Annotated in this window: 21 protein-coding genes and 1 pseudogene; 15 read left to right on the top strand and 7 right to left on the bottom strand. The window is 69.0% G+C overall.

The annotated features are described in order from the left end of the window. The first annotated feature begins 49 nt into the window (after positions 1–49). The 6 genes from JGR64_RS01445 to JGR64_RS01420 all read left to right on the top strand — a co-directional run bounded on the left by JGR64_RS01445 (position 50) and on the right by JGR64_RS01420 (position 6,035). Positions 50–1,432 (top strand): amidohydrolase, encoded by a 1,383-nt coding sequence (locus JGR64_RS01445; protein WP_199375140.1) that lies wholly within the window; start codon positions 50–52, stop codon positions 1,430–1,432. 14 nt (positions 1,433–1,446) lie between these two features. Further along, complete coding sequence (locus tag JGR64_RS01440; RefSeq protein WP_233348337.1) at positions 1,447–2,748, top strand: amidohydrolase family protein; 1,302 nt, start codon at positions 1,447–1,449, stop codon at positions 2,746–2,748. Then, the gene (locus JGR64_RS01435; protein WP_199374765.1) at positions 2,748–4,694 is read left to right on the top strand and encodes an acyltransferase family protein; all 1,947 of its coding nucleotides are present in this window, start codon (positions 2,748–2,750) and stop codon (positions 4,692–4,694) included. Before JGR64_RS01440 ends, JGR64_RS01435 begins: the two co-directional genes overlap by 1 nt. 64 nt (positions 4,695–4,758) lie before the next feature. Then, on the top strand, positions 4,759–4,923 hold the full coding sequence (locus JGR64_RS01430; protein ID WP_199374764.1) for a hypothetical protein: 165 nt from the start codon (positions 4,759–4,761) through the stop codon (positions 4,921–4,923). Positions 4,924–5,004: 81 nt separating this feature from the next. After that, a complete protein-coding gene (locus JGR64_RS01425; protein ID WP_199374763.1) occupies positions 5,005–5,346 on the top strand; it encodes a hypothetical protein in 342 nt (113 codons plus the stop codon). A 5-nt stretch (positions 5,347–5,351) separates the two neighbouring features. Then, positions 5,352–6,035 (top strand): ATP-binding protein, encoded by a 684-nt coding sequence (locus JGR64_RS01420; RefSeq protein ID WP_199374762.1) that lies wholly within the window; start codon positions 5,352–5,354, stop codon positions 6,033–6,035. A gap of 15 nt (positions 6,036–6,050) precedes the next feature. Here the strand turns inward: JGR64_RS01420 and fghA are convergent, their stop codons facing one another. The 3 genes from fghA to JGR64_RS01405 all read right to left on the bottom strand — a co-directional run bounded on the left by fghA (position 6,051) and on the right by JGR64_RS01405 (position 8,357). After that, positions 6,051–6,884: an S-formylglutathione hydrolase gene (gene fghA / locus JGR64_RS01415; RefSeq protein ID WP_199374761.1), complete on the bottom strand. Its 834-nt coding sequence runs from the start codon at positions 6,882–6,884 to the stop codon at positions 6,051–6,053. Between the two features lie 8 nt (positions 6,885–6,892). Then, complete coding sequence (locus JGR64_RS01410; protein ID WP_199374760.1) at positions 6,893–8,002, bottom strand: S-(hydroxymethyl)glutathione dehydrogenase/class III alcohol dehydrogenase; 1,110 nt, start codon at positions 8,000–8,002, stop codon at positions 6,893–6,895. Positions 8,003–8,081: 79 nt separating this feature from the next. Then, positions 8,082–8,357 (bottom strand): metal/formaldehyde-sensitive transcriptional repressor, encoded by a 276-nt coding sequence (locus tag JGR64_RS01405; RefSeq protein ID WP_199374759.1) that lies wholly within the window; start codon positions 8,355–8,357, stop codon positions 8,082–8,084. A 104-nt stretch (positions 8,358–8,461) separates the two neighbouring features. Here JGR64_RS01405 and JGR64_RS01400 point away from each other — a divergent pair, with 104 nt between their 5' ends. Beyond that, the gene (locus JGR64_RS01400) at positions 8,462–8,803 is read left to right on the top strand and encodes a TfoX/Sxy family protein (protein WP_199374758.1); all 342 of its coding nucleotides are present in this window, start codon (positions 8,462–8,464) and stop codon (positions 8,801–8,803) included. On the opposite strand, the gene JGR64_RS01395 is transcribed toward JGR64_RS01400, so the two are convergent. The 4 genes from JGR64_RS01395 to yihA all read right to left on the bottom strand — a co-directional run bounded on the left by JGR64_RS01395 (position 8,800) and on the right by yihA (position 14,380). Further along, entirely contained in the window at positions 8,800–9,396 is a 597-nt protein-coding gene (locus tag JGR64_RS01395) for a glutathione S-transferase family protein (RefSeq protein WP_199375139.1), read from the bottom strand. The two genes, JGR64_RS01400 and JGR64_RS01395, sit on opposite strands and share 4 nt — an antisense overlap. Positions 9,397–9,480: 84 nt before the next feature. Next, positions 9,481–12,225: a phosphoenolpyruvate carboxylase gene (gene ppc, locus JGR64_RS01390; protein ID WP_199374757.1), complete on the bottom strand. Its 2,745-nt coding sequence runs from the start codon at positions 12,223–12,225 to the stop codon at positions 9,481–9,483. 42 nt (positions 12,226–12,267) lie between these two features. Then, entirely contained in the window at positions 12,268–13,632 is a 1,365-nt protein-coding gene (locus JGR64_RS01385; RefSeq protein ID WP_199374756.1) for a glutamate--cysteine ligase, read from the bottom strand. A 133-nt stretch (positions 13,633–13,765) separates the two neighbouring features. Beyond that, positions 13,766–14,380 carry a ribosome biogenesis GTP-binding protein YihA/YsxC gene (yihA, locus tag JGR64_RS01380; protein WP_199374755.1) on the bottom strand — a complete coding sequence of 205 codons (615 nt, stop codon included), beginning with the start codon at positions 14,378–14,380 and terminating at the stop codon, positions 13,766–13,768. A gap of 160 nt (positions 14,381–14,540) precedes the next feature. Here yihA and JGR64_RS01375 point away from each other — a divergent pair. From JGR64_RS01375 to JGR64_RS01340, 8 genes and pseudogenes are all read left to right on the top strand, one after another. Beyond that, positions 14,541–15,305 (top strand): annotated as a pseudogene (locus tag JGR64_RS01375) (c-type cytochrome); the annotation flags it as partial. A gap of 265 nt (positions 15,306–15,570) precedes the next feature. Then, positions 15,571–16,218 (top strand): thiol:disulfide interchange protein DsbA/DsbL, encoded by a 648-nt coding sequence (locus tag JGR64_RS01370; RefSeq protein WP_233348293.1) that lies wholly within the window; start codon positions 15,571–15,573, stop codon positions 16,216–16,218. Between the two features lie 31 nt (positions 16,219–16,249). After that, positions 16,250–17,104: a thiol:disulfide interchange protein DsbA/DsbL gene (locus JGR64_RS01365; protein WP_199374752.1), complete on the top strand. Its 855-nt coding sequence runs from the start codon at positions 16,250–16,252 to the stop codon at positions 17,102–17,104. A 67-nt stretch (positions 17,105–17,171) separates the two neighbouring features. Then, positions 17,172–17,912: an endonuclease/exonuclease/phosphatase family protein gene (locus tag JGR64_RS01360; RefSeq protein WP_199375138.1), complete on the top strand. Its 741-nt coding sequence runs from the start codon at positions 17,172–17,174 to the stop codon at positions 17,910–17,912. A gap of 175 nt (positions 17,913–18,087) precedes the next feature. Next, positions 18,088–18,582, top strand: coding sequence for a hypothetical protein (locus JGR64_RS01355; RefSeq protein WP_199374751.1), 495 nt, complete (start codon positions 18,088–18,090; stop codon positions 18,580–18,582). 648 nt (positions 18,583–19,230) lie between these two features. Beyond that, entirely contained in the window at positions 19,231–19,680 is a 450-nt protein-coding gene (locus tag JGR64_RS01350; RefSeq protein ID WP_199374750.1) for a hypothetical protein, read from the top strand. Between the two features lie 119 nt (positions 19,681–19,799). Beyond that, entirely contained in the window at positions 19,800–20,144 is a 345-nt protein-coding gene (locus JGR64_RS01345) for a phosphotyrosine protein phosphatase (protein WP_199374749.1), read from the top strand. A gap of 1,164 nt (positions 20,145–21,308) precedes the next feature. Beyond that, on the top strand, positions 21,309–21,605 hold the full coding sequence (locus tag JGR64_RS01340; protein ID WP_199374748.1) for a hypothetical protein: 297 nt from the start codon (positions 21,309–21,311) through the stop codon (positions 21,603–21,605). Positions 21,606–22,537: the final 932 nt, after the last annotated feature.

Below are 22,537 nucleotides of genomic sequence, written 5' to 3'. Positions count from 1 at the left end.
GCCGGCTAGGGTGGGCGACCATTCGGGGGAGAGCACGATGAAGCATCCGATGCACGCCGCGCTGGCCGCGGCGCTTGCCGCCGCGCTGGCCGCGGGCTGCGCCAGCACCAGCGCCGCCGGCCCGCGTGACGGCGCCGCCGCCAGCCCCACAGGCGACGCCTATCCGGGCACCTACCGCGCGATCGCCAGTGCGCCGGTGCTGGTGAGCGGCGCGACCGTGCTCACCGGCACCGGCGAGCGCCTCGACGGCGCCGACGTGCTGATGCGCGACGGCCGCATCGTCGCCGTGGGCCGCGGCCTCGACGTGCCCGCCGACGCGGTGCGTGTCGACGGCAGCGGCAAGTGGGTCACGCCGGGCATCATCGACGTGCACTCCCACCTCGGCGTCTACCCGAGCCCGGGTACGCGCTCGCACAGCGACGGCAACGAGATGACCTCGCCGGTCACCGCCGCGGTGTGGGCGGAACACTCGGTGTGGCCGCAGGATCCCGGCTTCCATGCCGCGCTCGCCGGCGGCGTGACCAGCCTGCAGATCCTGCCGGGCTCGGCCAACCTGGTCGGCGGCCGCGGCGTGACGCTGCGCAACGTGCCGGCCACCACCTACCAGGGCATGAAATTCCCCGGCGCGCCGCACGGCCTGAAGATGGCCTGCGGCGAAAACCCCAAGCGCGTGTACGGCCAGAAGGGCGGTCCCGCCACGCGCATGGGCAACGTGGCCGGCTACCGTGCCGCGTTCATCGATGCCGCCGACTACCGCGCCAAGCAGAAGGCCGGCGGCGACAAGGCCGGCAAGCGCGACCTCAAGCTGGAGACCCTGGCCGCGGCGATGGACGGCGAGATCCTCGTGCACATCCACTGCTACCGCGCCGACGAGATGGTGACCATGCTCGACCTCGCCGACGAGTTCGGTTTCAAGGTGGCGGCGTTCCACCACGGCGTGGAGGCCTACAAGATCGCCGACCGGCTCGGCGCCGACGGCGTCTGCGGGGCGCTGTGGGCCGACTGGTGGGGCTTCAAGATGGAGGCCTTCGACGGCATCCAGGAGAACGTGGCGATCGTCGACCGCGCGGTCAACGGCTGCGCCATCGTGCACTCCGATTCCGAGGAGGGCATCCAGCGCCTCAACCAGGAGTCGGCCAAGGTGATGGCCAGCGCGCGCCGCGCCGGCATCGACATCGCGCCGGAGCGTGCGATCCGCTGGATCACCCGCAACCCGGCGCAGTCGATGGGCATCCTCGACCAGACCGGCACGCTCGAGGCCGGCAAGCGCGCCGACGTGGTGCTGTGGAACGGCAACCCCTTCAGCTCCTACGCACTGGCCGAACAGGTGTGGATCGACGGCGCGCGCATGTACGACCGCCATGACCCGTCGCGCCAGCCGCGCTCGGACTTCATGCTCGGCCGGGGCGCGGCTGCGGGAGGTGGCCGATGAGCGCGCGCCGCGGCATGCGCCGCCTCGCGCCGCTCGCGGCCCTCGCGTTGCTGCTGGCCACCGCGCCGGCGCTGGCGCAGGACCTGCTGATCCGCAACGCCACCGTGCACACCGCCACCGCGCGCGGCACGCTGCAGGGCGCGGACGTGCTGGTACGCAACGGCCGCATCGCCGCGATCGGCACCCGGCTGGATGCCGCCGGCGCCACCGTGGTCGAGGCCGACGGCAAACCGCTCACGCCCGCGCTGTTCGCCGGCATCACCGCGATCGGCATCGACGAAGTCTCCGGCGAGGACGCCACCACCGACACCACGCTCGCGCTCGGCGCGGGGTCGAAGGAAATGGTGGTGCGGCCCGAGTTCGACGTGACGCTCGCCTACAACGCGGACTCGCTGCTGGTGCCCGTGGCGCGCGTGGAAGGCCTCGGCTTCACCGTGCTCGCGGCCGGCACCGGCGAAGGCGGCTCGATCATCGGCGGCCAGGGCGCAGTGATGCGCCTGGACGGCAGTGACCAGCCGGCGGGCCCGAAACTGCTGTTCGTCCAGCTTGGCGGCGGCAGCGCCGCGGGCCTGGCCGGCGGTTCGCGCGCCGCGCAGTGGATGCTGCTCGACCAGCTGGTGGATGAAGTGCGCGGCCGCATCCCGGCCGGGTCGAACGCCGCGCTGCTCACTCCGGCCGGCCGCGACACGCTGAAGCGCTACCTCTACGGCGGTGGCCGCCTGGTGGTGGGCGTGGACCGTGCCGCCGACATCCGCCAGCTGCTGCGCTGGTCGAAGCGCCACGGCGTGCAGGTCGCCATCCGCGGCGGTGGCGAGGCCTGGCGCGTGGCGTCGGAACTCGCCGCGGCGAAGGTGCCGGTGTTCGTCGACCCGCTCGACAACCTGCCGTCGAACTTCGACCGCATCCACGCCACGCTGGAAAACGCCGCGCGGCTGCGCGCCGCCGGCGCGATCGTCGGCTTCAGCCAGGCCGGCGACAGTTCGCACAACGCGCGCAAGATCCGCCAGCTGGCGGGCAACGCGGTGGCGCACGGCCTGCCCTGGGAAGACGGCCTGGCCGGACTGACCCGCGTGCCGGCCGAGGCGTTCGGCGTCGGTGGCGAGCTGGGCGGCATTGCGCCGGGCATGCGCGCCGACCTGGTGCTGTGGGACGGCGACCCGCTCGACGTCGCCAGCCTCGCCCGCCAGGTGTGGTTCGACGGCCGCGCGATCCCGATGCACTCGCGGCAGACCGAGCTGCGCGACCGCTACCTGCGGCCCGCGCCGGACGCCACGCGCGGCGACCTGCCGCGCGCGTACTCCACGCCGGCGCACTGATGGCGGCAGGCGCGGGCTTGCGGCCGGCGCCCGGCTACCGTGCGGATGTCGATGGCCTGCGCGCCATCGCCGTCCTCGCGGTGGTCGCGTACCACGCGTTCCCGCGCTTGCTGCCCGGGGGATTCGTCGGCGTCGACGTGTTCTTCGTCATCTCCGGGTTCCTGATCACCGGCATCCTGCGCGACGGCCTGGCGGCCGGCACCTTCGGGTTCGCCGGTTTCTACGTGCGCCGCATCCGCCGGCTGTTCCCGGCGCTGGTGGTGGTGCTGGCGGCGTGCCTGGTGGCCGGCTGGTGGCTGCTCGTGCCGGCCGACTACGCCGCGCTCGGCCGCCACGCCGCGGCCAGCGCGGGCTTCATCGCCAACCTGGCGTTCTGGCACGACACCGATTATTTCGCCGCCGCGGCCGAGACCCTGCCGCTGCTGCACCTGTGGTCGCTCGGCGTGGAGGAGCAGTTCTACCTGCTGTGGCCGCCGCTGCTGGCGCTGGCGATCACGCGCGGCGCCGACACCCGCCGCCTGGTGCTGGTGGTTGGCGTGCTGTCGCTGGCGTACTGCCTGTGGTTGACCGCGCGCGATGCCAGCGCCGCGTTCTACCTGCCGTTCACGCGCTTCTGGGAGCTGCTGGCCGGCGCGTGGCTGGCGCAACGGCTGGGCAGCACCGCGGCGCCCGCAGCGTCGGAACGCACGCGCATCACCGCCGAGCTGGCCGCGTTCTCCGGGCTCGCCTTGATCATCGCCGCCTGCGTCGGCCTCAGCGACCAGTCGCCGTTCCCGGGCTGGCGCGCGCTGCTGCCGGTCACCGGCACCGCGCTGCTCATCGCGGCGGTGCCGGCGACGCGCTGGGCGCAGCGCCTGCTGTCGCTGCGCGCGCTGGTGTGGATCGGCCTGGTCAGCTATCCGCTCTACCTGTGGCACTGGCCGTTGCTGTCGTTCGCGCGCATCCACGCCACCGGCGAAGTGGCGCCGGGCCTGCGCGTGGCGCTGGTGGTGCTGGCCGTGGTGCTGGCGGGCCTGACCTGGTGGATGGTGGAGCGCCCGCTGCGGCACCGCATGCCCGCGCGCCGCGCGCTTGCGCTGCTGCTGCCGGCGATGGCGCTGGTGCTGGTGGCGGGCCTGGCGCTGTGGGCGCTGCAGGGCGTTCCGTCGCGCGCCGGCGAACCGGTGCGGCAGTACGCCAACTACGGCTACGACTGGCGTGCACCCTCGCGCGAGGGAACGTGTTCGCTGGTCGGCGCGCCGGGCGAACCGGCGGAGTTCCCCGCGGAATGCGTCGACGCGCAGACCTCGCCGCCGCGCCCGCTGCTGGTGCTGTGGGGCGATTCGCATTCCGCGCTGCTGTACCCGGGCATGCGCGAGGTGACTGACGGCCGCCTGCGCCTGGCGCAGTTCACGCGCAGCGGCTGCCGGCCCTATCTCGATCCCGGCAAGGAACCGTGCCGGAGCGACAACGCGCGCGTGCTGCAACGCATCGCCGCGCTGCGCCCGGACTACGTGCTGCTGTTCGCCTACTGGAACGGGCGCGAATACCAGGACCCGGCGCAGGTGCTGCGCGACCTGGAGCCCGGCATCGCCGCACTGCATGCCGCCGGCGTAGGCCAGGTGGTGGTGCTCGGCCCGGCGCCGCGCTGGCGCGCCTGGCTGCCGGCGCTGCTCGTGCAGCGCCATGCGCGGCAGCCCTTCCTGCAGGTGCCACAGCGGCTGCGCGGTGAAACGCTGCCCGAAGTGCACGCGCTGGACGCCGCGCTGCGCAGGGCTCTCGGCGGTCGCGACGACGTCACCTACGTCTCGGCGCTGTCCGCGCTGTGCGACCTGCGCGGCTGCCTCACCTACGTCGACGATCCCGCCGAACTCACCACCTGGGACTACGGCCACTTCGGCCCGCGCGCGTCCGCGCTGGTGGCGTCCACCGTGCTGGAGGCGCTGGAGACACCGCGCAGACCTTGATCCCGGTCAACAACCGCGGGCCGGCGACGGCCGATGATCGGGTCACACAGAGGGAGGGAGTGCCATGCATCCGGTTTTCGTCGAGCTTCTTGCCAGGCCCGTCGGCTGGCTCACGATCGGTGGCGCGCTGATCATGTTCGGAATCACGATCGGCGTGCCGTTGTTCATCCGCAGCCGCGAGCGCGCCGAGGCGCGCGAGAAGGAACGCAATCGCGGCGGCACGCCGTAAGGCCGCGGCGCGTGGCGCGGGCACGCCGGACTCACGCCGTCGCCCGCTAAGCTGGGGCAACGCCACCCTCCGGAGACGCCCATGTCCACGCGCTATCTCATCGCCCTTCCCGATCCCGAGCGCACCCGCGCTTCGGGCGAGTTCGCGTTCACGGCGCAGGGTGCCGAGGCCTTTGCGCGCGAGCTGCAGGATGCGCTGCGCGGCGACGGCCTGTTCCAGCGCTGGCGCACCACCCAGGACGAGCCGGACGACGTGGATCCCGCGCTCGGCGCCACCGATCCCGCCGCCACGGTGACCGGCACGCAGCGCGAGACCCGCGTGGAGCTGGTGGCCGACACCGTGCTGCCCGGCGCGGTGTTCAAGCACCGCATGCGCCTGCTGGCCGGCAGCGCCTGGGAACTGCGCGACGTGCGCGCGGGCTGAGCCCGATGACGCCGCGGCCGCCCGCACTGCTGGCCTGGAGCGGCGGCAAGGACGCGGCCTGGGCGCTGCACGTGCTGCGCCAGCGCAGGGAGGTCGACGTGGTCGGCCTGTTGTCCACCATCAATGCGGACGATGAGCGCGCGTCGATGCAGGGCATCCGCGTCGACGTGCTGCGCGCGCAGGCCGCGGCCGCCGGGCTGCCGCTGCTCGAGATGCGCATCCCGGAACGCTGCGACAACGCCTGCTACGAAGCCGCCTTAGCCGCCACGCTGGCCGAAGCGCAGGCGCGCTGGCCCGGCATCACGCGCATCGCCTTCGGCGACCTGCTGCTGGCCGACATCCGCGCCTGGCGCGAAGCGCTGTGCGCGGGGCTGGGCTGGACCGCGCTGTTCCCGCTGTTCGGCGCGAACACCGCGGCGCTGGCGCGCGAGATGGTCACCGGTGGGCTGCGCGCGCAACTGTGCTGCATCGACACCACGCAACTCGACGCCAGTTTCAGCGGCCGCGACTTCGACGCCGTGCTGCTGGATGCGTTGCCGCCCACGGTCGATCGCTGCGGCGAGAACGGCGAATTCCACACCTGCGTCAGCGCCGGCCCGATGTTCACCGCGCCGCTGGCGCTCGCCCGTGGCGACCCGGCCCTGCGTGACGGCCGCTTCGCCGTCACCGACTACAGGCTCGGCGACTGAGCGAGCGCCGCCCTCTCACCCGCCCCGCAGCGCCTTGGCATGGTGCGCGATGTGCTCGCCGATGAAGCTCGAGATGAAGTAGTAGCTGTGGTCGTAGCCCGGCTGCATGCGCAGCTGCAGCGGATGGCCGGCGGACGCGCACGCGGCCTGCAGCAGCTGCGGGCGCAGCTGGGTGTCGAGGAACTCGTCGGCGTCGCCCTGGTCGACCAGCAGCGGCAGCTTCTCCTGCGCCGACTTCACGAGTTCCACGGTGTCGTGCTGCTTCCACGCTTCGCGGTCGTCACCGAGGTAGGCCGCAAAGGCCTTCTCGCCCCATGGCACCTGGCTCGGCGCCACGATCGGCGAGAACGCCGACACGCTGCGGTAGCGGCCGGGGTTCTTCAGCGCGATGGTCAGCGCGCCGTGGCCGCCCATCGAATGGCCGCTGATCGCGCGCGCGTCGCTCGCTGACGGATCCGCCTCCACCCACGCCGGCAGCTCATCGACGATGTAGTCGTACATGCGGTAGTGCGCCGCCCATGGCGCCTGCGTGGCGTTGACGTAAAAGCCCGCGCCCTTGCCGAGGTCGTAGCCCGGCGCGTCGGCGACGTCATCGCCGCGCGGGCTGGTGTCGGGCGCGACGATGATGATCCCGTGCTCGGCGGCATAGCGCTGCGCGCCGGCCTTGGTGATGAAGTTCTGCTCGTTGCAGGTCAGGCCCGACAGCCAGTACAGCACCGGGCAGGGGCCGTCGGCCGCCTGTGGCGGAAAGTACACGCCCACCGTCATGTCGCAATCGAGGACCTCCGAGCGGTGGCGGTATACGTCCTGCCAGCCGCCGAAGCTGGCGCGGTGTTCAATGCGTTCCATGGTGGGCCTCAGTAGTGGATGACGGTGCGGATCGACTTGCCTTCGTGCATCAGGTCGAAGGCTTCGTTGATGCGCTCCAGCGGCAGCGTGTGGGTCACGAACGGCGCCAGCTGGATGTCGCCGCGCATCGCGTCCTCCACCATCCCCGGCAGCTGCGTGCGTCCCTTCACCCCGCCGAACGCCGTGCCCAGCCACTTGCGGCCGGTGACCAGCTGGAACGGACGGGTGCTGATTTCCTGGCCTGCGCCGGCCACGCCAATCACCACGCTCTGGCCCCAGCCGCGGTGCGCGCATTCCAGCGCCGCGCGCATCACGTTGACGTTGCCGATGCACTCGAACGAATGGTCCACGCCCCAGCCGGTCATCTCCACGACGACCTGCTGGATGGGCTTGTCGTGGTCCTTCGGGTTCACGCAGTCGGTGGCGCCCATCTGCGTGGCAAGCTCGAACTTCGACGGATTGGTGTCGATGGCGATGATCCGCCCGGCCTTGGCCTGCACCGCGCCCTGGATCACCGCGAGGCCGATCGCACCGAGGCCGAACACGGCCACGCTGTCGCCTTCCTGCACCTTCGCCGTGTTGTGCACAGCGCCGATGCCGGTGGTCACGCCGCAGCCGAGCAGGCAGGTGTGTTCGGGGTTCGCCTCGGGGTTCACCTTGGCCAGCGAGACCTCGGCGACCACCGTGTACTCGCTGAACGTCGAGCAGCCCATGTAGTGGTAGACCGGCTCGCCGTTGTAGCTGAAGCGGGTGGTGCCATCGGGCATCACGCCCTTGCCCTGGGTCGCGCGCACGGCGACGCAGAGGTTGGTCTTGCCGCTCTTGCAGAACAGGCACTCGCGGCACTCGGCGGTGTACAGCGGGATCACGTGGTCACCCGGCTGGACGCTGGTCACGCCCTCGCCCACTTCCACCACGATGCCCGCGCCCTCATGGCCGAGCACCGCCGGGAACACGCCTTCCGGATCGTCGCCGGACAGGGTGAAGGCGTCGGTGTGGCACAAGGCGGTGTGGGTGATCTTCACCAGCACTTCGCCCTTCCGGGGCGGGGCGACGTCGAGCTCGACGATCTGCAGCGGCTGGCCTGCGGCAAAGGCGACGGCGGCACGGGATTTCATGGCGATACTCCTGTCGAATCAAAGTCTGTAACGAATGCACGCGGCGCCGTTGGCTTCCGGTGCGGATCATGTGGCGGCTTCACTTGAGATAGGACCGGATCAACCCGGTCATCTCGGCGACGCGGGCATCGCGATCGCTGTCGTCGCCCGCGGCCTGGCCGAACTGCTCGCGCAGATGCGCTTCCAGCACCTCGCTCATCAGCCCGTTGACCGCGCCGCGGATGGCCGCGATCTGCTGCAGCACCGGCGCGCAGTCGGCGCCCGCCTCCAGCGCGCGATCGAGCGCGTCGCACTGGCCGCGGATGCGGCGCACGCGGGCGAGGACCTTCTTCTTTTCCTCTGGCGAATGCGGCACGGCAGGCAGCCCGAATGATAGTGGGGGGGAGTATACCAGCGGCGCTTGACCCGGAGCACGGCCGCGGAGAACGATGCCCGCTCTCCACGGCAACCGAGCCCCGCATGGCCACCGACCAGCACTTCCTCGACTACGTCGCCGAACAGGCCGGGCTCGGCGAGCGGCTGACGTGCAAGAAGCTGTTTGGCGAGTACGCGGTCTACGTGGACGGCAAGGTCGTGGCCTTCGCCTGCGACAACAGCCTGTTCGTGAAGCCGTCGGCCGCGGTTGCGCGCCTGGCGCCCGGCCTGCCGCTGCGGCCGCCCTATCCCGGCGCGAAGGGCTATCCCGTCGCCGACGAACTCCTGGACGATGCCGAAGCGCTGCGGCGGCTCCTGCTCGAGACCGCCGCGCTGATGCCGGAGCCCAAGCCCAAGCCCAGGCCGAAGGCGAAAAAGCCGGGTTAGCCCCGCGCGGGCATCAGCGCGTTGTCCAGCGCCTGCGCACGCTGGTACGCCGGCCGGGCGCGCAGGCGTTCGGCCCAGGCGGTGAACGCCGGACGTTCCGGAATCGACTTGAATCCGAGGCCGAAATCCACCTGGCCGCCGACATAGACGTCGGCCGCGCTGAAGCGTTCGCCCAGCAGCCATGGCGAAGTCGAGGCCGCGGCCTGCTCCAGCGCGTCGACGGTGTGCTCGTAGCTGCCGTAGCCGACCATGCCGGCTTTCTCTGCGGGTGCCAGCAGGCCCATCGCGCGCGCACTGACCGCGGCCTCCACCGGGCCCGCGGCGAAGAACAGCCAGCGCAGGTATGTCCCGCGCAGCGGGTCGTCCAGTGCCGGCGCCAGGCCGGCCTGCGGGAAGGCATCGGCCAGGTAGGCACAGATCGCCGCCGCCTCGGTGACCACCAAGCCGCGGTGCTGCAGCGCCGGCACCTTGCCCATCGGGTTGATCGCCAGGTACTCGGCGGACTTCATGCTGCCGCCGTACTCCTGCACCACCGTGCGGTATTCGACGCCCAGCTCTTCGAGCATCCAGCGCACGATGCGCCCGCGCGACATGGGGTTGGTGTGGAAGACGATCTCTTCGCGCGGTGCGGACAAGGCGGCAGTTCCGTGGACGGGACCGGCGAAGTCTAGCGCCTGTCAGCCGGTATTCTGGATCCCCGCCGCGATGCCGTTGACGGTGGCGAACAGCGCGCGCAGCGTCTCGTCATCCGCGCAGCCGCCTTCGCGCCAGCGGCGCAGCAGCTCGACCTGCAGCAGGCTGATCGGATCCACGTAGGGATTGCGCAGGCGGATCGACAACCGCAGGCGGTAGTCGCCAGCCAACAGCCTGTCGGTGCCCTTGATGGCGAGGAGGCTGTCGCGCGTGCGCGCGAATTCCGCGGCGATGCCCGGGAAGAACACGTCATGGGCGCCGCCGGCCAGGCGCGAGTAGCGCTCGAAGATGGCGAGGTCGGACTTCGCCAGCAGCATCTCCACGTCGTCGAGCATGGCGGCGAAGAAGTGCCAGTCGCGCGCAAGCTCGGCCATCGCAGCAAGGCCATGTACGTCGATGCCGCGCTGCAGCGCATGGCCCACGCCATACCAGCCGGTCAGCCCGGAGCGGTTCTGCGACCACGCGAACACCCAGGGAATGGCGCGCAGGTTGGCGATGCCGCCATCGCGCCGCCGCGACGGCCGCGAGCCGATCTGCAGGCGCTCGATCACATCCACCGGCGTCGCCGCGCGGAAGTAGGCGTTGAAGCCCGGATCCTCGTGCACCAGCGCGCGGTAGCAGGCGCGCGAATCGGCGGACAGGCCGTCGGCGATCGCGCGCCAGGCCTGCACGCGCGGCTCCGGCGGGCGCGGGCGCAGGCTGGCGCGCAGCACCGCGCCGGTCATCTGCTCGAGGTTGCGCAGCGCGAGTGCGCGGATGCCGTACTTGCGGTGGATCACCTCGCCCTGCTCGGTGACGCGCAGGCGGCCGTCGACCGTGCCGCGCGGCGCGGCGATGATCGCGCGCTCGGTCTTGCCGCCACCGCGGCTCACCGAGCCGCCGCGGCCATGGAAGAACACCACGCGCACGCCGGCCTCGCGGGCGATCCGCATCAGGTCCACCTGCGCACGCTGCAGTGCCCAGCGCGAAGCCAGCAGGCCGCTGTCCTTGGCGCTGTCGGAGTAGCCCAGCATCACGATCTGGCGGTCGCCACGGGCTCGCACGTGCCGGCGGTACACGGGGTCGTCGAACAGCGCGCGCATCACCCCGGCGGCGGCATCGAGGTCGTCGACGGTTTCGAACAGCGGCGCCACGTCCAGCGGCACCTCGCCGGCGCCGTCGCCCTCGACACAGCCGGCGATGCGCGCCAGCGCCAGCACCGCGAGCGCATCGGCGGCACTGCGGCTCATGCTGACGATGTACGGCCCGAACGCGGCGTCGCCGTAGCGCGCGCGCGCGGCGGTCACGGCACGGAACACATCGAGCGAGGCCGCCGCCGCATCGGCGTCCGGCACGCTCGGCTGCGGCGCATCGATCAGCGCATGCAGGCGCGCGAGCCGTGTGTCGAGCGGCTGCGTGGCCCAGTCGTCGTCGCCTTCCAGCGCCGCCAGCGCGGCGTCGTGCGCGGCGGAATCCTGGCGCAGGTCGAGCGCGGCGAGGTGGAAGCCGAAGCTGCGCACCCGCCGCAACAGGCGCCGCAGCGCGAACAGGCCGGCATGCTCGCCGCGGTGGTGGGCGAGGCTGGCGTCGATGAGCTCGAGGTCATCGAGGAATCCCTCCACGCCCGCATAGGCCGCGCCGGCCGGCGCGCCCTCATCGGCCGCGGTCGCCGCCAGCCGCGCCGACATCAGCTCCATCAGCTGGCGGTAGGGCATGTCCGCCTGGCGCGCGCGCAGGCGCGCGGCGGCTTCCGGCATGAGCGCCTTGTACTCCGCAAGCCGCGCGTCGACCGCGTCGTCCACGCCGGCACGGTCGCGGCTCTGCGTGAGCACCTGGCCCAGCGCGGCAAGCTCCGCTCGGTACTGCGCCAGCACCTGCGCGCGCTGCGCGGCGAGCGCGGCTTCGATGGTGGCGGCGCCGACGTTGGGATTGCCGTCCATGTCACCGCCCACCCAGGTGCCGAAGCGCAGCACGTTGGGCAACGCGATGCGCTCGCCCCAGATGGCCTCGACGGCATCGGCGAACACTTCATAGAACGCCGGCAGCACCCGGAACAGCACCCCGAGGTAGTGGCCGATGTGTTCGACCTCGTCGGTCACGGTGGGCTTCAACGGCGGCGCTTCCGATGTCTGCCAGGTGGTGGCGAGTGCCTGGCGGATGCGCGACTCGTCGCTGCGGCGTTCGTCGGGCGTGCGCGTGCGGTCGATGTCGGCCACCAGCCGCTCCACGATCACCGATTCCTTGGCGAGCAGCGCGCGACGCACCGCTTCGGTGGGATGCGCGGTGAACACCGGCTCCACCCACAGCTCCGGCAGCAGCGCCTGCAGCTCGTCGAGCGTGACCCCATCGGCATGCAGCGCGCCCAGCACGGCTTCCAGCCCACCCGGCTGCGGCCCTTCGTCGCCGCGCTGGTGGTCGCGACGGCGGCGGATGCGGTGCACGCGCTCGGCCAGGTTGATGGCGCTGAACCACGCCGAGAACGCCCGCACCAGCGCATCGGCATCGTCCAGCGACACCGCGGCCAGGTGGCCGGCCATTTCGTCGACGGGCGCGCCCGTCTCCCGCCGCGCAATCGCCGCGCGGCGCACCGCTTCCACCTGCGCCAGCAGCGCCGGCGACACCTGCTCGGAGAGCATGTCGCCGACCATCGCCCCAAGCCTGCGCACGTCGTCGCGCAGCAGCGTGTCGGTGTCGGCGAAATCAAGCTGCTCGCGCAGCGGCGAAGCGATTGCGGCGGGCGTCGGGTTCATGGCCCAAGGCTACACGCGCCGCCGGCCAGGCGGATCAGGTGGTCAGTAAGCGAACTCGCTGAACACGCGGTCGATGTTGCCGCCCCACTCGCCGTGGTACAGCGCAAGCTTGCGTTCGGCCGGGGTTTCGTTGGCCATGACGTATTCAACCAGCGGTTCGAGGAAACGGCTCTCGTCCTGGCCGTCTTCGTTGAGGCGCGCGCGGCGCGCGAGGCCCGCGGACGCGATCTCCAGCGCGCGCTGCGCCAGGTCGCGCACGGTGCCGCCGCGGAACGGCAGCTTGAGCGCGTGCTTCGGCACGCCGTCACGCAGCACGTGGCGTTCGTCGCGGCTGAAGTCCTTGACCAGGTCCCAGGCCGCATCGAGCGCGGCATCGTCATACAGCAGGCCCACCCAGAACGCCGGCAGCGCGCACAGCCGGTTCCAGGGACCGCCATCGGCGCCACGCATCTCCAGGAAGCGCTTCATGCGCACTTCCGGGAACGCGGTGGTCATGTGGTCGGACCAGTCCTGGATGGTCGGCAGCGCGCCCGGCAGCGCCGGCAGGCGGCCGTCCATGAAGTCGCGGAAGCTCTGGCCGCTGGCGTCGTGGTACACGCCGTCGCGGTAGCTGAAGTACATCGGCACGTCGAGCAGGTAGTCGACGTAGCGCTCGTAGCCGAAGCCGTCCTCGAACACGAAGTCGAGCATGCCGGTGCGGTCGGGGTCGGTGTCGGTCCAGATGTGCGAGCGGTAGCTCAGGTAGCCGTTGGGCTTGCCTTCGGTGAACGGCGAGTCCGCGAACAGCGCGGTGGCGATCGGCTGCAGCGCCAGCGCCACGCGGAACTTCTTCACCATGTCGGCTTCGCTGGCGAAGTCGAGGTTGACCTGCACCGTGCAGGTGCGCGTCATCATGTCCAGGCCCAGGTCGCCGACCTTGGGCATGTACGACTTCATGATGCGGTAGCGGTCCTTGGGCATCCACGGCATGTCGGCACGCGCCCACTTCGGCTGGAAGCCCATGCCGAGGAAACCGAGGCCGAGTTCGTCGGCGACGGTCTTGACCTCGCGCAGGTGGCTGCCCACTTCGCGGCAGGTCTCGTGGATGGTCGACAGCTGCGCGCCGGACAGCTCCAGCTGGCCCGCGGGCTCCAGGGTGACCGAGGCGCCGTCCTTCAGCAGCGCGATCACCTGGCCGTGCTCGGTGACCCGCTCCCAGCCGAAGCGGCACAGGCCGTCGAGCAGCGCGCCGATGCCCTGCGGGCCGTCGTAGGTCGGCGGGCGCAGGTCGTCGAGGCGGAAGCCGAACTTCTCGTGCTCGGTACCGATGCGCCAGTCGCCGGGCACGCGCGCGCCGCCGGCGATGTAGGCGACCAGGTCGTCACGCGAGCGGATGGGGGTAGTGGCGCTGGGCAGTGGGCTGGACACGTGGCGGGCTCGCAGGACGCTCGATGGTGCGGTCCGGGCCGGCTTCCGCATGGTCGGCCACTATATCGCGCGGCCATGCGCCACCTTGCCACCACTGCCGGTCCGCAGCGTCGCCCCCCGCGCTGCAATCAGCTCAGGGTGCCGGCATGTCCAGCCAGCCGCAGATCACCTTGCGCGCTTCGTCCACGCCGAGCTTGGACTCGCCGGAAAACGTCTGCACGCCCACGGTGTCACCGTAGGTGGCGGTCAGGTCACGGCGCACCGCCAGCAACGTGGAGCCGGCGTTGCCCTTCGACAGCTTGTCGGCCTTGGTCAGCAGCACGTGCGCCGGAATGCCGCGTTTGGCCGCGTAGTCGAGCATGTGCCGGTCGTAGTCCTTCAGCGGGTGGCGGATGTCCATCACCACCACCAGCCCGCGCAGCGCCTGGCGCGCCTGGAAGTAGCGGTCCAGGAACGCCTGCCAGTGCGCCTGCAGCTCGCGCGGCACCTTGGCGTAGCCGTAGCCCGGCAGGTCCACCAGGTAGCGGCCGGTATGCGGCGGCAGGTCGAAGAACACCAGCTGCTGGGTGCGGCCGGGGGTCTTCGACACCCGCGCCAGCGCGTTCTGCTGGCACAGCGCGTTCAGCGCGCTGGACTTGCCGGCGTTGGACCGGCCGGCAAACGCGACCTCGAAGCCGTCATCGGGCGGGAGCTGACGCGGGTTGTGCGCCGCCAGCAGGTACTGGGCGCGTGCAAGGGGATTGGCCATGCGCACAGGATCGCATGGGCGGGTCCGCGGCGGGCCCGCGGGGCGGTTTGACCGTTCCAACGCGCGCCCTAGATAATGGCAGGCCTTGCGGGCGCCTTCCGGCGCCAGCGCGGCGCGGGCGCACAACGCCCCGCCAGACCGATCCACGGAGCCCAGCAAGATGCGCCACGCCCGCAGCTACGCCCTCGTCGGCCTCACCGCCCTGGTGATCGGCGCCGTCGCCTTTGCCCAGACCACGGTTGCACCGCTGGAAGAAGCCGAGCCGGTGGAGACCCTGCCGCTGGAGTCGGTCGACGCGCTTGCCGAGCTCGCCAAGACCGTGCCGGGCAACGCCCAGAACGGCGCCACGCTCGCCGGCACCTGCGCGGCCTGCCACGGCCTGGACGGCAAGAGCACCATCCCGGAGGTCTACCCGAACATCGGCGGCCAGAGCGAGCGCTACATCTCGCAGCAGCTGGCGCTGTTCAAGAGCGGCGAGCGCGCGAACGCGATCATGCAGCCGTTCGCGTCGATGCTGTCCGCGCAAGACATGCGCGACGTCGGCGCGCACTTCGCCCACCAGGCGACGTCGGCCGGCATTGCCGACGACACCGAGGTCACCGAAGGCACCTACGCCGGCATGAAGTTCTACGAGATCGGCGAGCAGCTGTTCCGCCGCGGTGACTTCGCGCGCGAAATCCCGGCCTGCATGGCCTGCCACGGCCCGACCGGCGCCGGCAACCCCGGCCCCGCGTACCCGCACGTCGGCGGCCAGCAGTCCTGGTACACCGCGCGCCGCCTGCAGGAATACCGCGCCGGCACCACCACCGCCCGCGATACCGCCCACTTCGACATCATGGCCAGCATCGCCCGCCAGCTGACCGACGAGGAAATCGGCGCGCTGTCGAGCTACATGCAGGGCCTGCACACGCGTCCCGACGCCGCCACGCTGGCCGCCATCGCCAAGCTGCCGCCGCCCGCCCCGGCGCCCGCGCCCGCGCCGGTGGAAGCTGCCCCGGATGGTGCCGCGCCGGAAGGCGAAGCGCCGGCCGATGAAGCGCCCGCCGCCGCGCCGGAAGCGGACGTCCAGCAGGCTGCGTGAACTCGCGCCGGCCGCCGCGGTCGGAGTCTTCACAATGCCTGAAGCGCAGCGCCGGCCAGACTCCTGTGCCGGCGCTTTGCTTTCCGCCCCCGCCACCGAGCCCCCGCCGATGACCCTGCGCCTCCTGCTCCTCACCCTGCTGTTCGCGCTGTGCGCGGCCGCTCCCGCGTTCGCCCAGGACAGCGACGGCCTGGTCGAAGGCCGCGACTACGTGGTCATTGCCGGCGGAGCGCCCCTGCAGGCGACCAAGGGCAAGATCGAAGTGGTCGAGGTGTTCGCCTACTGGTGCCACGTCTGCAACGACTTCCAGCCGCTGGTCGATGCCTGGACGAAGAAGCTCCCGCGCGACGTCGCCTTCCGCTACCTGCCGGCGGCGTTCAGCCCCACCGATCGCCTGGCGCGCGCGTACTTCGCCGCCGAATCGATGGGCAAGCTGGCACGCACCCACAACGCCACCTTCCGCGCCATCCATGACGAGCAGAGCCTGCCGGCGCGCAACGCCAGCGTGGCCGAGATCGGCACGCTGTACGCCAGCCTCGGCGTGGATGCCGACCGCCTGGCCGCGGCCATGCAGTCCGAAGCCACCGATGCGCGTATGCGCGCCGCGCGCGAGTTCATCGTCGGCGCCGGCGTGGAGGGCACGCCTTCCATGATCGTCAACGGCAAGTACCGCGTGATCGGCCGCAGCCTGGCCGACATCCTCCGCCACACCGACCTGCTGGTTGCGCGCGAGCGCGCCGCCGCCAAGGCACGTTGATCCCTTTCCGTTCGCTCTTCGAGTCCATGCCATGAACAAGCTGCTCTTCGCCCCCCTGCTGCTGACCGTGCTGCTGGCTGCCTGCAGCCGCGACGAAGCCCCGGCCGCCGACACCGGCGCCGCCCCCGTCGCCACCGAAGCCGCCACGCCGGCCGCGATCCCGGACGAGCCCGCGCTCGACCCGTCCGCCCCGGCCACTGAAGCTGCCGGCGACGCCGCCGCCCCCGCACCCGCGGACGCGCCCGTCGCCGCCGATCCCGCGGCCGATGCAGCCGTCGCCGCCGCGGCGCAGGCCGCGCAGCAGGGCCCCGGCCCCGTGGCCGGCACCGACTACATCGAGATCCCCGGCGGCCAGCCGTTCGCACCGCTCGCGGGCAAGATCGAAGTGGTCGAAGTGTTCGCCTACTCCTGTGGCCACTGCGCCGCATTCGACCCGCTGATCACCGCGTGGAAGAACAAGCTGCCGGGTGACGTGCGCTTCAACTACCTGCCGGCCGTGTTCTACGACCAGGACAACTTCCCGAAGGCGTTCTTCGCCGCCGAGGCCATCGGCGCGCTGGACAAGGTGCACGCCAAGACCTTCAACGCCATGCACATCGAGCGCAGCCTGCGCCCGAACGCCAGCAGCGACGACATCGTCAAGTTCATGGCCAAGCAGGGCGTCGACGCCGCGCAGCTCAAGGGCACGATGGACAGCTTCGCGGTGAACGCCAAGGTAGGCCGCGCCAAGCAGTTCGCCGTGCGCAGCGGCATCGACTCCACGCCCACCGTGGTCGTAAACGGCAAGTACCGCGTGCGCGGGCGCTCGCTGGACGACGTGCTGCGCATCACCGACCAGCTGATCGCGCGCGAGCGCGCCACCATGCAGGCCGGTGGCAGCCAGTAACTCCACACCCCTTGACGCGGCGCCCGGCGAGGCGCCGCGCCAGGACGTGGGCGTGCAGCGGCTGAAGCTGCTGAGCGCCAACATCCAGGCGGGCTCCAGCACCCGCCGCTACAGCGATTACGCGACCCGCAGCTGGTCGCACGTGCTGCCGGCCGGCAACAAGCGCGGCATGCTCGACACCATCGCCAAGCTCGCGGGCCGCCACGACATCGTGGGCCTGCAGGAAGCCGACCCCGGCAGCTGGCGCTCCGGCTTCACCAACCAGACCCACTACCTCGCCGAACGCGGCGGCTTCGACTACTGGACGCACCAGCCCAACCGCCGCATGGGGCAGTTCGCCTCGAGCGCCAACGGCCTGCTCAGCAAGTTCGAACCGACCTCCATCAGCGACTACCCCCTGCCGGGCCGCATCACCGGCCGCGGCGTGCTGCTGGCGCGCTTCGGCGAAGGCGACGAAGGCCTGACCATCGCCGTTGCCCACCTCTCGCTTGGCGCGCAATCACGCGCCTCGCAGCTGTCGTTCATTGCCGAACTGCTGGCCGACTCGCCGTATGCGGTGCTGATGGGCGACTTCAACTGCACCGTCGACCGCCCGGAAATGGCGGCCCTGTTCCGGCAGACCCGCCTGCAGCCACCGGCATGCATGGTGCACACCTTCCCCAGCTGGAAACCGCAGCGGGCGATCGACCACATTCTTGTGAGCGACAAGCTTGCGTGCCGTGACTTGCAGGCATTCCCGGCGGCGTTTTCGGACCACCTGGCGTTGTCGGTGGATCTGGAAGTGCCGGATGTGGCGCTGCGGCGGTAGCGGTTTACGGGCGCGCCAACGGCGTGGCCTGATGGATGTGCCTTGAGCGGAGAGCTCGGTATATACCAGCGAACTTGCAGCGGTACTCGCTACCGCCCAAAAGATGGGCTCTAATCCGGCATTACCGCCCCGTTGATGGGGTGTAATTAGTTGTTAGGCCTCAGGGGGAAGTTTCGTGCGGCGACCGCGTTCAATCATTCTGCTAATCGTCTGGTTCCTTTGGGCCACGGGCAAAGACCTCGATGGCCTTGCTCGCTTCGGTACCACCGCTGACTACTACATCTTCGCAAGTGTCGGCGCCGCGTGGGCATACTTCGCCTTCGCTGGTGTCGTGTTCCTGTTCAACGCAGCCGCGGTCTTTTACTTGTTTCGGCCACAGCTAGTCGGGTATGGAGTTTTGCTTGGCGCCTTGGCGGCCGGCATAGCTCAGAACTTGGTCACAACCCTATTGGCAGTCCGGGACATCCAGGGCGTTCGCGAGGCCTACGAGATCGGCCGTGAGCTTCGTGGCTTGCCGGTGCGGCAAGAAGCCATGGACATGATCTTCAAGCCTTCCGCTCTTTGGCTTGCGGCTGGGCTTGCAGTTCTCGTGTACGTTGCTCTTGCGTTGCTTGTTCGCCGCAATCGTTCGCACTTCGTGGGCCCGGCAGCGTATGCAGCTGAGGCCTAACAATGCGTTCAAGCCGACACCGCATCGGGGCGCAAACCACATGGCAGATACAGCTTGCCATGCGCTTCACTCCCCGCTGCGGCGCGGCTTAACTTAGGCGTTAGGGCTCATGTCGAAGATTCTCGGTGTCTGGGCGCTCATCTTAGGAATACTGGCAGCGGCCCCTGCCTGGGCGTGCCGCGGCAACTCTCAGGTTCCGCCGCACGGAGACGCGGCAGGCCACGACGTTCTTGCAGTTGAGGTCACAGGTGTCCGCCTCACGTCCTATGAGTGGTACCGCGCAGCTACCCTCAAGCTTCAGCCATGGCCTGAATCGTCGAGCGGCGAGCAGTGGCTCTACCCCACCAGTTCAACTCCAACCTTTCGCGTCAACGTGCTGGTGCACGACTCGACTGCGGCGTCAGGCGAGCTCTTTCGCGAGTTCTCCCTTGGCGGGTGCGGCGTTCGCGTGCCAGTACTGAAAGAACTCGGCCTGTTGTTCTTGGGCCCAGACGGATCAGTCGGTGTCGTGTGGGCGGATCGTGGGGCAGAGTACCAACGCTGGCTCACGGAGCTCGGCCTGCGTCCGTCGGCTGAGCCCTAACAATTCATTCAAGCCGACACCGCTTCGCGGCGCGGCTTAATTCTGGCGTTAGGGCTCACTCCAACGTGAAATCGCTCATCGCAAGAATCGTAACCATCTCTTGGATCGCAATGCTCTTGGCAGGATGTGCTGAAGACAATGCGATGCGTTGTTCACTCTCTGGGCATGTCGATACAGGGCACTGCAGTACTTCGATACTAAATATCGCGGTGGCGCCAGAATCTTACGACCATGAGCAGGTGTTAATCAGCGGATTCGTCGGAGACATCATTAATGATCCTGATGCAACAGTCTTCTTGCTCTACCCGAACTTGATTGCTCGTTCTAATCTGGAGGACACCATGGCGGTAAAGGTGGAAACGTCCGGACGCAAGACGCAAGAATTTAGGTCTGCTGCTGGCACGATCCGCTCCGTTCACGTATATGGCGAGTTTGTGGCCAATGCTGGCCGCGGCTCACTTGGCACACTCACCTTCGATTGCGAATTTCACGGGGCCGCAGCGTGTGAGCCCTAACAATGCGTTCAAGCCGACACCGCATCGGGGCGCGAACCACATCGCAGGTAAAGCGTGCGATGTGCCTCACGCCCCGCTGCGGCGCGGCTTAACTTAGGCGTTAGGCCGCAGGTGATGCTTTGACGCACAACGTGCTCTTTGTCTGTGGCAAGAACCGTCTTCGTAGTCCTACCGCAGAGCAGGTGTTCGCGGACTGGCCGGGCGTCGAGACGGCTTCGGCCGGGACAGGGCACGACGCGGACTGCCGGGTCTCGGCTGAGCTCATCGCCTGGGCAGCTACGGTGCTCGTCATGGAGTCAGCGCACCGGGCCAAGATCGCGGCCAAGTTCCAGCTGCAACTACGCGGCAAGCGCGTAGTGGTCCTCGGCATTCCGGGCCAATACGAGTACATGGCACCGGAGGTTGTCCGGCTGCTCCAGCAAAAGGTTCCGCGCTACTTGCCGGCTCGCAGGGGCGCAGCTTAGTCTGCTGCCTAACAATTCGTTCAAGCCGACGCCGCTTCGTTACGCAAACCACATGGCAGTTAAAGCTTGCCATGTGCTTCGCTTCACTGCGCGGCGCGGCTTAACTCAGGCGTTAGGCCCATGCCATACATCCACGCGGTCATCCTCCTAGCGGCTCAGCTACTGGCATTCGGTGCAGTGGCCGAAGAGCCGGTCGTAGCCAGTTCCGGACGCGATCACGCTATCCGCGAGATCCTCGTGGACTTCTGGGGAAACGCCAGAGATGTGCATGGCAACCCGATTCAACCATCCTCCCAAGAGGATCGGCAGACTGTTCCAATTAGCAGGTCAGCCGCTTACCGGGCACTGGAAGCCGGCAACGTGTCAGGTCTCGCAGAGTGGTGCGGACTTGACTGGAAAACCCACTACTTCGCGCTCACCAAGGCGGCTCGCTCAATGGGCATGCTCGATAAGCAGGTGGCCTTCATTTCCGTCCTCCATGGCGCCGGTCAAGGCACAATGTTTCAGTCAAGGCGCGGTGAGACTTGTTCCCCGGAGCAGCGTGCACGAATTGAGACATTAGTTAGGGAGTCCAGGGAAACCGGTCTCCCACCCGACTCATTGAACGCTTGGTAGGCACTCGTATGGGCCTAACAAATCGTTCAAGCCGACTCCGCTTCGGGGCGCAAACCACATGGCAGGTAAAGCTTGCCATGTGCTTCGCGCCCCTGCGCTGCGCGGCTTAACTCTGGCGTTAGGCGCACTATGAAACATCTGGCTTGGCTGCCAATCTTGCTCTTGGCACTAATGACGGCTTGCGCAAGCACCAGCGGAAGTCTCGCTGACGAGCCTGCCGACCTAATTCCGCCAGGTGGCACCGTGCGAAGCCTGACCTCCTTGGGGTGGGAGATTTCCGCACCGGTGTCACTTGACGACCCGGAGCTTCCTAGTCACGACACTCCGTCGGGCGATGGCCGCACCTGGTCTGAGTTCTTGGCCGATGTCCGGCCTGGCGACGAGATTCGACCAGTGTGGAACAATGCTGGCGTGGGCTATGCGCGCTTCCGTGACGGCAGATATCAAGACCTCTACCTGTACGTGATCTTCTGAGGGGCGTGCGCCTAACAAATCATTCAAGCCGACGCCGCTTCGCGTCGCGGCTTAATTCTGGTGTTAGGCGCAACAATGAAGCTCTGCCGGGCCGCCAAGTTCTCGTTCATAGCCCTCGGCTTATATGCAGTGCTCTGCGCCCCGGCGATATTGATAGCCGAGCACTTCGGGTGCCCCCAATGGCCGTTCCATCTCACCCAGCTTATTGCTGTGGTCGGCTGCATCTCAGCCAGTGCCGTGTTCCTCTTCAGCACCCGCGGCAGCCCCTTTCATGGCATACGGTTGCTCGCCGCCGTCACCCTGATGGTTGCAGCCCTATGGGCAGCTTTTGTCGTGTACGTGCTGATGACAGTAGACTTTGGCTGGGACTGACCGAGGCATTGCATCGTGGTGCGTAACAGTTGGCTCTTGTCACAGGCTTGGGTGGCGCGTTGGCTCTAGCCGGACTTGGCTGCAGTTGCGCCTAACAATTCATTCAAGCCGACGCCGCTTCGCGGCGCGGCTTAATTCAGGCGTTAGGCGGCACGGCAACCAGGACTGCGGCCCATGAGTCACGAACAGCCAACACCATCGCTTCACGGCTCTTGTCACTGCGGAGCAGTCCGACTCACTCTTCCATTCCCGCCAAGCGAGGCCACGAGTTGCAATTGCTCGCTCTGTCGCCGGTCCGGACTCATTTGCGCCTACTACGAGCTAGGCACAGTGTCTATTCAAGGGCATCCCAAGAACACGGAGGGCTATGTCTGGGGTGACCGGACCCTGAGGAACGTGCGGTGCAAAACGTGCGGTATCTTCACTCACTGGGAACCACTGGACCCCAAACCTGGCGCTCGGCACGGGGTAAACCTGCGCAACTTCGAGCCAGATATCCTCGAGTCAGTGGTCGTCAAACGCTTCGATGGTGCAGATACGTGGACATTCCTCGATTGAACACTCTCAAGGCGGTGCCGCCTAACAATGCGTTCAAGCCGAACCCGCTTCGTTACGTGGCCCAGGCGGCAGGTAAAGCTTGCCACCTGGTCCACTCCACTGCGCGGGTCGGCTTAACTTAGGTGTTAGGCAGCGGGGGCAGAATGTCGCGATCCAGAACTACGATTACCGCTCTTGCTCTGCTTCTTGTGGCATCGAATGCACTATGGGCATACGCGCTGGTATTGGGCGACCCGCCCCAGGTCAAGCCCGAGTATCGATGCGACAATGAGGAGTTGCGTGCTGAACTCAACTACGAGGTGGTCAACCGCCTGACGGCAGCGATCACCGTGTCCGCAATGCCCGGGGCGTCGAAAGCGGACGTGGTTGCGGCT

This window comes from Luteimonas sp. MC1572, assembly GCF_016615815.1.
Lineage (GTDB): Bacteria > Pseudomonadota > Gammaproteobacteria > Xanthomonadales > Xanthomonadaceae > Luteimonas.
The sequence above is the reverse complement of the archived record's forward strand: the minus strand, read 5'-3'. Positions and strand labels throughout refer to the sequence as shown.

Bases quoted from the DNA above. Each gene is read 5' to 3' on its own strand.
- JGR64_RS01445 (WP_199375140.1), top strand. From the start codon at position 50: ATGCACGCCGCGCTGGCCGCGGCGCTTGCCGCCGCGCTGGCCGCGGGC.
- JGR64_RS01440 (WP_233348337.1), top strand. From the start codon at position 1,447: ATGCGCCGCCTCGCGCCGCTCGCGGCCCTCGCGTTGCTGCTGGCCACC.
- JGR64_RS01435 (WP_199374765.1), top strand. From the start codon at position 2,748: ATGGCGGCAGGCGCGGGCTTGCGGCCGGCGCCCGGCTACCGTGCGGAT.
- JGR64_RS01430 (WP_199374764.1), top strand. From the start codon at position 4,759: ATGCATCCGGTTTTCGTCGAGCTTCTTGCCAGGCCCGTCGGCTGGCTC.
- JGR64_RS01425 (WP_199374763.1), top strand. From the start codon at position 5,005: ATGTCCACGCGCTATCTCATCGCCCTTCCCGATCCCGAGCGCACCCGC.
- JGR64_RS01420 (WP_199374762.1), top strand. From the start codon at position 5,352: ATGACGCCGCGGCCGCCCGCACTGCTGGCCTGGAGCGGCGGCAAGGAC.
- fghA (WP_199374761.1), bottom strand. From the start codon at position 6,884: ATGGAACGCATTGAACACCGCGCCAGCTTCGGCGGCTGGCAGGACGTA.
- JGR64_RS01410 (WP_199374760.1), bottom strand. From the start codon at position 8,002: ATGAAATCCCGTGCCGCCGTCGCCTTTGCCGCAGGCCAGCCGCTGCAG.
- JGR64_RS01400 (WP_199374758.1), top strand. From the start codon at position 8,462: ATGGCCACCGACCAGCACTTCCTCGACTACGTCGCCGAACAGGCCGGG.
- JGR64_RS01395 (WP_199375139.1), bottom strand. From the start codon at position 9,396: ATGTCGCGCGGGCGCATCGTGCGCTGGATGCTCGAAGAGCTGGGCGTC.
- ppc (WP_199374757.1), bottom strand. From the start codon at position 12,225: ATGAACCCGACGCCCGCCGCAATCGCTTCGCCGCTGCGCGAGCAGCTT.
- yihA (WP_199374755.1), bottom strand. From the start codon at position 14,380: ATGGCCAATCCCCTTGCACGCGCCCAGTACCTGCTGGCGGCGCACAAC.
- JGR64_RS01370 (WP_233348293.1), top strand. From the start codon at position 15,571: ATGACCCTGCGCCTCCTGCTCCTCACCCTGCTGTTCGCGCTGTGCGCG.
- JGR64_RS01365 (WP_199374752.1), top strand. From the start codon at position 16,250: ATGAACAAGCTGCTCTTCGCCCCCCTGCTGCTGACCGTGCTGCTGGCT.
- JGR64_RS01340 (WP_199374748.1), top strand. From the start codon at position 21,309: ATGAAGCTCTGCCGGGCCGCCAAGTTCTCGTTCATAGCCCTCGGCTTA.